This window comes from Yersinia sp. LJYL362, from assembly GCF_048323875.1.
Map to the genome: position 1 here is coordinate 1 of NZ_JBLWEX010000107.1, position 10,562 is coordinate 10,562.

Here is a 10,562-nt window from a genome sequence, read left to right on the forward strand (position 1 = left end):
TGCGAGTAGACTGCACCCCCTGTTTGATTTCGGAGTTAACCACCATGAGCGAAACGGCAAGCTGGCAGCCGAGTGCACCCATCGCCAATTTGTTGAAGCGCGCAGCAATAATGGCAGAGATCCGGCGCTTTTTTGCCGATCGTGGCGTATTAGAAGTTGAAACGCCCACCATGAGCCAAGCGACAGTGACGGACATCCATTTAGTCCCATTCCAAACCCGGTTTGTTGGCCCGGGCGCTGCCGATGGTTTGACGCTGTACATGATGACCAGTCCGGAATATCACATGAAGCGCCTGTTGGCGGCGGGTAGCGGCTCTATCTATCAATTGGGGCGCAGTTTCCGCAATGAAGAAGCTGGCCGTCATCACAATCCTGAATTCACTATGCTGGAATGGTATCGCCCGCATTATGATATGTATCGTCTGATGGATGAGGTTGATGATCTGCTGCAACAAATTCTGGATTGCGATAGCTCAGAAAGGCTTTCTTATCAGCAGGCATTCTTGCGTCATTTGGATATTGACCCTCTGTCGGCGGATAAAGTGCAATTGCGCGAAGCCGCGGCCAAACTGGATTTAAGCAATATTGCCGATACAGAAGAAGATCGCGATACGCTGCTGCAATTGCTGTTCACCGTTGGGGTTGAACCCCACATTGGCCGTGATAAACCGGCTTTTGTCTATCACTTCCCGGCATCGCAGGCTTCCCTGGCTGTGATCAGCACAGAAGATCACCGCGTGGCAGAACGCTTTGAGGTTTACTTTAAAGGTATTGAGCTGGCGAATGGTTTCCATGAGTTGACTGACGGCGATGAGCAACTGAAACGTTTTGAGCAAGATAATCGCAACCGCGAAAAACGGGGTTTGCCACAACATCCCATTGATATGAATCTGATTGATGCCCTGAAGCATGGTTTACCGGATTGTTCTGGCGTGGCATTAGGGGTTGATCGTTTGGTGATGTTGGCGCTGGGGGCGGAAAAGCTGAGTGATGTTATTGCCTTCCCAGTCAATATCGCTTAGTTGAGCATTCAGTCATCATAAAGAAAAAATGCCCTGATCTTTCACAGATCAGGGCATTTTTGTTTCTTACTCACTCAGTTAACTTACAGACTACCCGGTGTACGAGTTCGATTTGACGAAACTACACGCCCACGTCCCAGTGTTTCCAAACGGGCCTGGAAAGGTGGGAACGGCAGAGTAATACCGTGCTCGCGGTAACCAGCCAGAATCAGCTGGTGGATCTCATGGCGCAGTGGCATACGGTGGCCCATCTCAGCGGCATAGATACGCAGCTCGAAAATCTGGATCCCTTGCTGGAGATCGACCAAATAGACCTCCGGTGGCGGGTTATCCAATACCAACGTACAGCGACGCGCGGCGGTCAGTAATACCTCCGTCACTTCCTCACTGCTGGTTTCTGCTGGAGCCGGTACAGTTAGCACTACACGGGTAATGGAATCCGATAGTGACCAGTTAATAAATTGCTCAGTGATAAAGGCCTTATTCGGCACGATAATTTCTTTGCGGTCCCAGTCAGAGATTGTCGTCGCACGGGTATTAATTTTGGTTACGCTACCGGTGAGATCACGGATGGTCACGGTATCGCCGATACGGATCGGTTTCTCAAACAAGATGATCAAGCCAGAGACAAAGTTAGCGAAAATCTCTTGTAAACCAAAACCTAACCCTAAACCCAGTGCGGCAACCAGCCATTGGAATTTCGCCCATTCAATCCCTAACATTGAGAAGCCAAGTAAGCTACCGAACAGGATCAACAGATACTTGGTGATAGTCGAAATGGCATAGCCTGTTCCTGGCGTGAGATCCAAATGCTGTAACAGCGCCAGTTCCAGCAGCGCAGGGAGGTTACGCACCAGTTGGGTAGTCACAATCATCACCAAAATGGCGATCAATAATGATCCCATGGTGATCGCCTGTACCGACTCAATGCCATTGATCGTCGATGACACATCCCACAGCCGAATGTTTTCCAGGAAACCGAAAGCCGAGTGAATCTCAGACCACAGCACGATCACTGAAACCAACGCGATCATGGTCAGAATGGATCGCACTAGCCGCAGAGACTGGGCGCTGATCACATCCAGATCAATTACCGGCTCTTCTACATCAATGGAACCTTCGGTGCTGTTATTGTGCGGCGTATCATCCTCGCCACGGGCGCGTTGCGCCAGAATATCGGCACGTCGCTGCTTGGCACGATCAAAGGCAATGCGGCGGCGCTGAATTAGCATCCAGCGGCGGATAATATGGTAAACCACCAACAAGAAGAACCAGATAGCAACCGAGGTCTCCAGACGTGCCAACAGTGCCTGTGATGTGGTGAGATAACCCAGCGCAGACGCTAATGCGGCAATCAATGGCGCGGACAGCAGCAGCCCCCACAGCGCCACATTAACGATATTCTCGCCAGAACCTTTCTTATCCAGATAGAGAGGAATCCCGGCCCGCTTCAAGCTGTTGGTCACCAAACTCAAGGCAATACATAGCAAAATAAAGCATAACCGGCCCAGTGTGCCGGCGAATTCACGGTCGTTATAATTCTCGAAGGTAATCAGTGCCATCATCAGCGGGATAATTAACCACACTGACATACGATAGAAGCGCATTGCCCGCCCGACTTGGGTCGGTGACCAGCGGAAATGGGTAATAAACAGGCCATGTGGGTGGGCAAATGAAGCACTTATCATAAACACCCATAGCACCGGCACGGTCGCGGTGACGGCATTCCCAATGGCAATTGCCATCGGATACGACCAGGCATTTTGCAATCCATAACCGACTGCGGCCCATAAAACCGGTAGCGGCAGTGCCATCAAAATCGACCAGAACACAGTACGTAGCGTCAGGGAGAAATGGTCTTGTGTCACTTTGCCTACACGGCTGCTGGCGCGTTCAAGGAAGGCATGATAGTGGCGGCGAGAGCTGATACTGAAACCAACAAACAGTAGCGCACCAATAATTGGTAGCAATGTCTCCTGATTAGTCATCATCATCACGAAGGCCCCACTCAACTGCGCCAGCGTATCCAGCGACAATAAGCGGGTAAGATCATGAGCGACATTCACTGGATAGGAGAGTGAAATCGGGCTGACATCCGCGACCCAAAACAGGTAACGATGGGTGGCTTCACGCACTTCACTTAAGGCATCCACTAACTGGCTGTTAGCCACTTTCAGCTTGGTCAATTCAAGAATCTGGGTGTCATAGCCGGAGAGCAGAGAGTTCAATAATTCACGCTGCGTACGCCACTGGGCGTCCAGAATTCGCTGCTGTTCGGTGGTGAGTGGCGTGCCATCATCTTGAGTTAATTTGACATTTTGCTGCTGTAACTTCTCGAGCATGTCCTCATATTGCAGGCGCTGTACCCGTAACTGGGCCATATCGCGGTCCAATTGCTGAGATTTTGGTACATCCGGCAACCGGGAAACCTGCGCACGGAGTGCTTCACCTAATGCGGTTGAAACCCCTAGCCACTGGGCCTGCTCACGAATGGTGCTGAGTGCCTGTCGGACTTGCTGGGTCTGTGAGACAGCCTGACGTTGCTGCGAGGAAATAAGATCGATGCGCTGCGCTTGCTGATTCAGTGCTTGAGACAACTCACGGTTTATCTGTAACTGCTGAGTAATCGACGCCGGTAAATCGCCACCTTGCTCGGCCAGTAGCTCTGTTCGCTCAAGTGCTTGTTCTGCGGCCTGTTGGCGCTGATTATTTAGGGTATTACGCAATGCCTGAAGCTGGGTATCGACCCGCTCCTGACGCTTTTTGTAGAGTTCGGCCCGTAGCCGTGATAATTCCTGGCGATTATTGGCGGAAAGCTGGGAAAGCTCCAGCTCATTGACTTTCGCTTTGCGCGCCACGGCCTCAGCTTGCAATAACGCCAGTTGAGCTTGCGCGGCTGGCGTGGTTGGGCCGCTCTGCGCCTGCAAGCGCGAGCTGATTTCTGTCAGAATTCGTCGCGCTTCTGATTGCTGTTGTGGCAGTTGATTGAGTGACTCACTGATTTCGCGGGCGCGATCTTGTTCTTGCTGTGACAGACGGCTCAACTCTAACAACTGGCTGCTGATTTGCAGCACCTGCTGTTCCAGCTCGGATGTGGACATATTGTTAGGCACCGGCAGGGGTTTATCCCCTTCCTGTGCTAACTGTTGGCGTAGTTCGCGGGTCAGCTTGGGAAAATCATCAATGGCTTTTTGATACTGCTGAGCGCGGATATCAGATTCTTTCGCATCCGCCAGCCAACTAAGAGCCCCTTGCAGCGCCTGAACAATTTCTGCCTGATTTGCCATCCCTTTATTGGCTTCAGCCTGTTTCAACTCTTGCCTAAGCTGTTCTTCATTCGGCTGAGTTGCCGCATGCAGTGGCAGGGATAACAACATGATAAACGACAGTAGCAGGCCAAAAGGCAGTAATTTGCTTAAAGGCCAGGAAATCATTGGACGCAAGTAAGGGCTCCTTAACATCAATTATGCCTTAAGCCGAAGGCTAGCACGGCGGAGTAACAGGGACGGCTTCGGCAAGGACTTCACCCATGCGGGTCACCGAACCGCTGTTTAACTGTGGCGCTAAATATACTTTGCCTTCAGCAAACAGGTTAATCACCGTCGAGCCTAATTTAAAGCGGCCCATTTCTTGCCCTTTCTCCAGTGCTATCGCACCTTCAGCCCCTGCTTGTGGGTAGGTCCAGCGGCGAATAACACCTTCGCGTGGTGGCGTAATGGTGCCAGCCCAGACAGTTTCTATGCTGCCAACGATAGTAGCACCCACTAAAATTTGGGCCATCGGGCCAAAGGCGGTATCAAAGATACAAATAACGCGCTCATTACGGGCGAACAGGTTGGGAACATTCGCTGCGGTCAATGGATTGACCGAGAATAAATCACCCGGAACATAAATCATTTCACGCAACACACCATCACACGGCATATGCACCCGGTGATAGTCGCGAGGGGCCAGATAGGTAGTGACAAACTGACCATTCTGGAACTCGGCAGCGAGCATATAGTTACCTGCCAGCAAAGCTTCCACACTGTAGTCGTGGCCTTTTGCTTGCAAGATTTGCCCATCATGAATGGTACCTAACTGACTGATAGCACCATCAGCAGGTTGAGCTAATAGATTTTCCTCAGCAACAACTGGGCGCGCACCGGCACGTAGCGGGCGCACAAAGAATTCGTTAAATGTGCGATAAGCAGAGAATTCAGGATCTTGTGCTTCTTTCATATCGACTTTGTAGTAGCGGGCAAACGCCTTGATAACCAGTTGTGTCAACCAGCCAGCTTGCTTATCCGCACCCCAGCCAGCCAAGCGGGTCAGGCCTTGTTTGGGGAGTAAATATTGTAATCTGATCTTGATACTGTCCAGCACGTAGACCTCTTGGGTTTGCTATGAGCTATAAAAACTATGAGCTATAAAAATTAGGGGGCGCATTGTATCTATGCGCCACGATGTAAGTCATTAAGTATAGAATTTGAAAACCGTTATAAAGACATCACTTTTCGTCGCTATCTGATGTCTTGCGAGGTTTTGCCTGTTCCATACTTTCCAGAATCCGATGGTAATTATCAAAGCGCTCTTCGGCAATTTTGCCTTGCTCCACCGCCTCGCGCAGCGCACAACCGGGATCGTTGGTGTGGCTACAATCGCGGAATTTGCAATGGCCAAGATAATCACGGAATTCGACAAATCCTTGGGTGATTTGTTCCGGAGCCAGATGCCAGAGGCCGAATTCACGAACGCCCGGTGAATCAATCACATCACCACCATGCTGGAAATGATACAAACGAGCGGCGGTGGTGGTGTGTTGGCCCAAACCTGAGTTGTCCGAAACGGTATTCACCAGAATTTCGTTATCCGTTGGCGGTAACAGCGCATTGAGTAGGCTGGATTTACCGACACCAGATTGACCGGCAAAGATACTTATCCGCCCAGCCAACGCCTGTTCAAAGGCTTCCATCCCTTCACGGGTCTGGCTGGAAACTTCCAATACGTTGTAGCCAATACGGCGATAGATATCCATCATGCCGTCAACGAATTTGCGGCCATCAGCATCCAGTAAATCGATTTTATTCAGTACGATTAACGGCTCGACATCCAATGTTTCACAGGCCACCAGATAGCGGTCGATAATATTGAGAGAAAGTTCGGGTAAGATCGCCGAAACGATGACGATCTGATCAATATTCGCCGCGATCGGTTTCACGCCGTCATAGAGATCAGGGCGCGTCAGAACCGATGTTCGCTCATGAACGGCTTCGACGATACCTTTAACCCGAACGCCTTCCTGCGCTTGCAGGCCGGGACGCCAGACCACGCGGTCACCGGTAACCAGTGACTTGATGGTGCGACGGATATTACAACGGTGCTGAACACCATCGGCGGCTTCGACATCAGCATGCTGACCGAAACGACTGATTACGATACCTTCTTGCGCATCGCCAAGCTGAGAGTCATCTAACTCAGGTTTTCTATCAGTGCGTAGCCGGCGCTGATGGTTGGCCTGCACACGGCGTTGTTGACCTTTGGACAGTTTATTCTTGCTCACTGCGCCTCACTTGAATCTGCATTTATACTCTTCATACTTGAAGCCTCAGAGTGGTTAGCTGCGACCCCACTTACGTTGGGTATGTCGCTGGTTGCGACCAAAAAGGCTATGATACACATTATTTTATCAATAAACCGTTTGTTCGGTAGTCTCCCCAGCTAACAGGCAGGAAATATCATGGCAGAAAATCAAAATAATCTGATCTGGATCGATCTGGAAATGACCGGTCTTGATCCTGAAAGGGATCGGATCATCGAGATCGCTACGCTGGTCACCGATGCTAATTTGAATATCCTGGCAGAAGGCCCGGTGTTGGCTGTCCATCAATCTGATGAGCAGCTTGGGCTAATGGATGAGTGGAATGTGCGCACTCATACTGGCAGTGGTTTGGTCGAGCGGGTCAAAGCCAGCCCGTTTAATGATCATGATGCTGAATTGCAAACCATTGAGTTTCTAAAGCAGTGGGTTCCGGCTGGCACTTCGCCTATCTGTGGTAACAGTGTGGGTCAAGATCGCCGCTTCCTGTTCCGTTATATGCCCGAGTTGGAAGCATACTTCCATTACCGCTATCTGGATGTCAGCACCTTGAAAGAGTTGGCACGCCGCTGGAAACCCGAGATTTTGGCCGGTTTTAAAAAGCAAAATACTCATCAGGCACTGGATGATATTCGCGAGTCCGTGGCTGAGCTGGCCTACTACCGCGAACATTTTATTCAAAAATAATTAACCGGTGCTGGTAAAAACAGCATATTGTTGTTTTAATCGGCACTTAAACCAAAAAATGATTTTTTTGCTTTCAGGGGCTTGCGGCAAAACGGATTTCTCGTATAATGCGCACCCCGTACCGATGAAGAATTTGCAAGCAAGCGCAAACAGATTCAGTGCCGGAAATTATGACCCAGAGCGGGAATAGCTCAGTTGGTAGAGCACGACCTTGCCAAGGTCGGGGTCGCGAGTTCGAGTCTCGTTTCCCGCTCCAATTTCTTGAGTAGAGAAGAGATTGGTCACAGTAATAGAAATGAATAATATAAAAGTGATGCGTTTTTTTCGTTAATAACGCATGACGGCGACGCGGGAATAGCTCAGTTGGTAGAGCACGACCTTGCCAAGGTCGGGGTCGCGAGTTCGAGTCTCGTTTCCCGCTCCAAAATTATTTATTTTAAATAACTGATTTCAAATAACTGGTTTCAGATAGTCAAATGTTGCCTGAACGGCATCTCAATGCGGGAATAGCTCAGTTGGTAGAGCACGACCTTGCCAAGGTCGGGGTCGCGAGTTCGAGTCTCGTTTCCCGCTCCAAATTTTTTCATTCAATTCTGTCTTAATTATCCACAGCCCAGTCACGCGCTGCACCTCATTTAACATACATTGTATTAACTTCTTCAACAGAGTTATCCACAGATTCTGCTGTTTTTGTATTCAGCTCATAATTTAACCGCTGTAATTTCCTGTTTTATAATCATCTGATTTAATTACATATATTTTTATATAAAAACGTTATGCCGATCACTTGTGCTTTTTTTTGCACTTGATTGCCAAGGTGTTTTTATTTTTATACACAGGAAAACTCTGAGTTCATTCATTATAAAAATAGTTGAAAAAACTCTGCTTAATGTCATTCAACATTAGGCAAAAGCAGCATCAGGCATCGCGTGGCAGGCCTTTTTCAATCGCTCTCACCAGCCGTTTTTTCTGCGGCGATTGAACATCCCCAATCAGTGTAGACCGTCTTTTCAATTGTTGTGAGATGGCCCATTCAATATGTTCATCTAACATGGGGTCAATGCCGCGACGTGCTTCCAATGCCAAGACAATATTATCGAGATAGGGCGCATTGCCTAATGCGACCGAGATATTGCGTAACCAGCGCAGGTGCCCAATTCGGCGGATGGCTGAGCCCTCAGTGACCCGTAAAAACTTCTCTTCATTCCAGGCGAATAAATCCAATAGCTGTGGCGTATGTAATACAGCTCGCGGGCTGAAATCTTCTTCATCGGTTAATTGTGAGAAGCGGTTCCACGGACAGATTAGCTGGCAATCATCACAACCATAAATACGATTACCCATCAGTGGGCGAAACTCTTCCGGTATCGCGCCTTCCAACTCGATCGTTAGATAGGAAATACAGCGGCGCGCATCAACGGTATAGGGGGCGACGATAGCCCCTGTCGGACAGGTGGTAATACAAGCAACACAGCGCCCACATTGTTCTTCTTGCGGTTTATCGACCGGCAGCGGCAGATCAATGAGTAACTCACCAAGAAAGAACCAGGACCCAGCATCACGATTCAAAATTAGTGAGTGCTTACCAACCCAGCCAATCCCCGCTTTAGCCGCCAGGGAACGTTCCATTATTGGCGCAGAATCGACGAACGGGCGGAAGTTGACATCGCCGGCCGCCTGCTCCAGACAATAATTTTGAATCATATCACCCAATTTTTTCAGGCGTTGGCGTAACAATTTATGATAATCACGGCCTAAGGCATAACGGCTGACATAACCGAGTTCTGCATTCTTTAATGTGCTGGCAAATGCAGCCTTGGCTGGCAGGTAATTCATTCGCACGCTGATCACCCGCAAAGTGCCGGGTAATAGTTCATGGGGGCGCGCGCGCAGCATACCGTGGCGGGCCATCCAGGCCATTTCGCCATGATATTGTTTATCAAGCCAGGCCTGTAATCGCGGTTCTTCTGCTGACAAATCTGTATCGCAGATACCGACTTGCTGGAAACCTAGCGATTGCCCCCATTGCTTGATATGTTGGGCTAACTGATTCAGATCGAGGGGGTGTGCCATGACGGACCATAGTAAGAAACAAATCGGAGCCAGTTTACCACACTCTGTTTTTTCTGCGGACTGGGTGCGCCAGAATGAGGCGATTGCGGCGGCACACTTCTCTCTGACCTTATTTGACCTGATGGTGAGAGCTGGAAATGCCGCATATGAACTGGCGCGAAAGCAATATCCTGCCGCTCGCCACTGGCTGATTTTGTGTGGTCACGGTAATAACGGTGGCGATGGCTACATTGTTGCCAGCCGGGCATTGGCCGCGGGTTTGAATGTTACTCTTATTGCTTGCCCTGGTAATCGGCCTTTACCCGCAGAAGCCCATCAGGCGCAATCTCAGTGGCTGGCTGCCGGCGGTGTGATTAACCAACCTGATATACCCTGGCCACAACATATCGATTTAATTATTGATGGTTTGTTGGGTATTGGCCTTCGAGCCGCACCACAGGGGGTTTATGCTACGCTGATTGACACAGCAAACCGCCATCGTGCAGCAAAATTTGCTCTGGATATTCCGTCTGGGCTGAGTGCTGATAGCGGTGCGGCTCCAGGCTCAGTTATTCGCGCCGATCACACCCTGACTTTTGTCACACTGAAACCCGGTTTACTCACCGGGCAAGCCCGTGATTGGGTGGGGCATTTGCACTGCAATGATTTGGGGTTAACACCATGGTTAAGTGCTCAACCGGTGCAAATTGAGCGCATGACGGCGGACCACCTGCCGCAGTGGCTGAAACCGCGCCGCCCCTGTGCTCATAAAGGCGAGCATGGGCGTTTATTGCTGGTAGGGGGCGATAAAGGATTCGGTGGTGCTATTCGCATGGCAGGAGAGGCCGCTTTGCGCAGTGGTGCCGGGCTGGTGCGAGTACTTACTCACATTGAACATGTCGCGCCGATTCTGGCTGCGCGCCCTGAGTTGATGGTGCAGGAATTAACTGATGAAACCCTCGAACAAAGTATGAATTGGGCTGATGTATTGGTGGTCGGGCCGGGGTTAGGGCAGTCGGATTGGGGCAGGAATGCTCTGAATCTATTGCAACAAAGTGATAAACCAGCATTATGGGACGCAGATGCACTCAACTTGCTGGCATTAAATCCGCTGAAGCGTCAGAATCGGGTGTTGACCCCCCATCCTGGCGAAGCTGCACGTCTGCTCGGTTGCCGCGTCGCTGATATTGAGAGTGACCGCTTACTTTCTGCCCGTAACATCG

7 protein-coding genes and 3 tRNA genes are annotated in these 10,562 nt (G+C 50.2%); 6 read left to right on the forward strand and 4 right to left on the reverse strand.

The genetic code is table 11. The features are described from left to right. Positions 1-44 precede the first annotated feature (44 nt). Complete coding sequence (gene epmA / locus ACNSO8_RS04695; protein WP_019080724.1) at positions 45-1,022, forward strand: elongation factor P--(R)-beta-lysine ligase; 978 nt, start codon at positions 45-47, stop codon at positions 1,020-1,022. Positions 1,023-1,105: 83 nt separating this feature from the next. Here the strand turns inward: epmA and mscM are convergent, their stop codons facing one another. The 3 genes from mscM to rsgA all read right to left on the reverse strand — a co-directional run bounded on the left by mscM (position 1,106) and on the right by rsgA (position 6,564). Beyond that, positions 1,106-4,465, reverse strand: coding sequence for a miniconductance mechanosensitive channel MscM (mscM, locus tag ACNSO8_RS04700; protein WP_019080723.1), 3,360 nt, complete (start codon positions 4,463-4,465; stop codon positions 1,106-1,108). 40 nt (positions 4,466-4,505) lie between these two features. Beyond that, entirely contained in the window at positions 4,506-5,387 is an 882-nt protein-coding gene (asd, locus tag ACNSO8_RS04705) for an archaetidylserine decarboxylase (protein WP_019084265.1), read from the reverse strand. A gap of 124 nt (positions 5,388-5,511) precedes the next feature. Then, a complete protein-coding gene (gene rsgA, locus ACNSO8_RS04710; protein ID WP_011815419.1) occupies positions 5,512-6,564 on the reverse strand; it encodes a small ribosomal subunit biogenesis GTPase RsgA in 1,053 nt (350 codons plus the stop codon). A gap of 177 nt (positions 6,565-6,741) precedes the next feature. On the opposite strand from rsgA, the gene orn reads away from it, so the two are divergent. The 4 genes from orn (at position 6,742) to ACNSO8_RS04730 (ending at position 7,863) form a co-directional block, all read left to right on the forward strand. Beyond that, on the forward strand, positions 6,742-7,287 hold the full coding sequence (gene orn, locus ACNSO8_RS04715; protein ID WP_011815420.1) for an oligoribonuclease: 546 nt from the start codon (positions 6,742-6,744) through the stop codon (positions 7,285-7,287). A 180-nt stretch (positions 7,288-7,467) separates the two neighbouring features. Next, positions 7,468-7,543 (forward strand) — tRNA-Gly (locus tag ACNSO8_RS04720). 92 nt (positions 7,544-7,635) lie between these two features. Next, a tRNA-Gly gene (locus tag ACNSO8_RS04725) sits at positions 7,636-7,711 on the forward strand. A 76-nt stretch (positions 7,712-7,787) separates the two neighbouring features. Further along, a tRNA-Gly gene (locus tag ACNSO8_RS04730) sits at positions 7,788-7,863 on the forward strand. Positions 7,864-8,205: 342 nt separating this feature from the next. Here ACNSO8_RS04730 and queG read toward each other — a convergent pair. Next, complete coding sequence (gene queG / locus ACNSO8_RS04735) at positions 8,206-9,360, reverse strand: tRNA epoxyqueuosine(34) reductase QueG (RefSeq protein ID WP_050298407.1); 1,155 nt, start codon at positions 9,358-9,360, stop codon at positions 8,206-8,208. Between queG and nnr the strand changes: the two genes are divergently transcribed. After that, the coding region (nnr, locus tag ACNSO8_RS04740) for a bifunctional ADP-dependent NAD(P)H-hydrate dehydratase/NAD(P)H-hydrate epimerase (protein WP_418393978.1) at positions 9,359-10,562 on the forward strand (1,204 nt) is incomplete at its 3' end. The two genes, queG and nnr, sit on opposite strands and share 2 nt — an antisense overlap.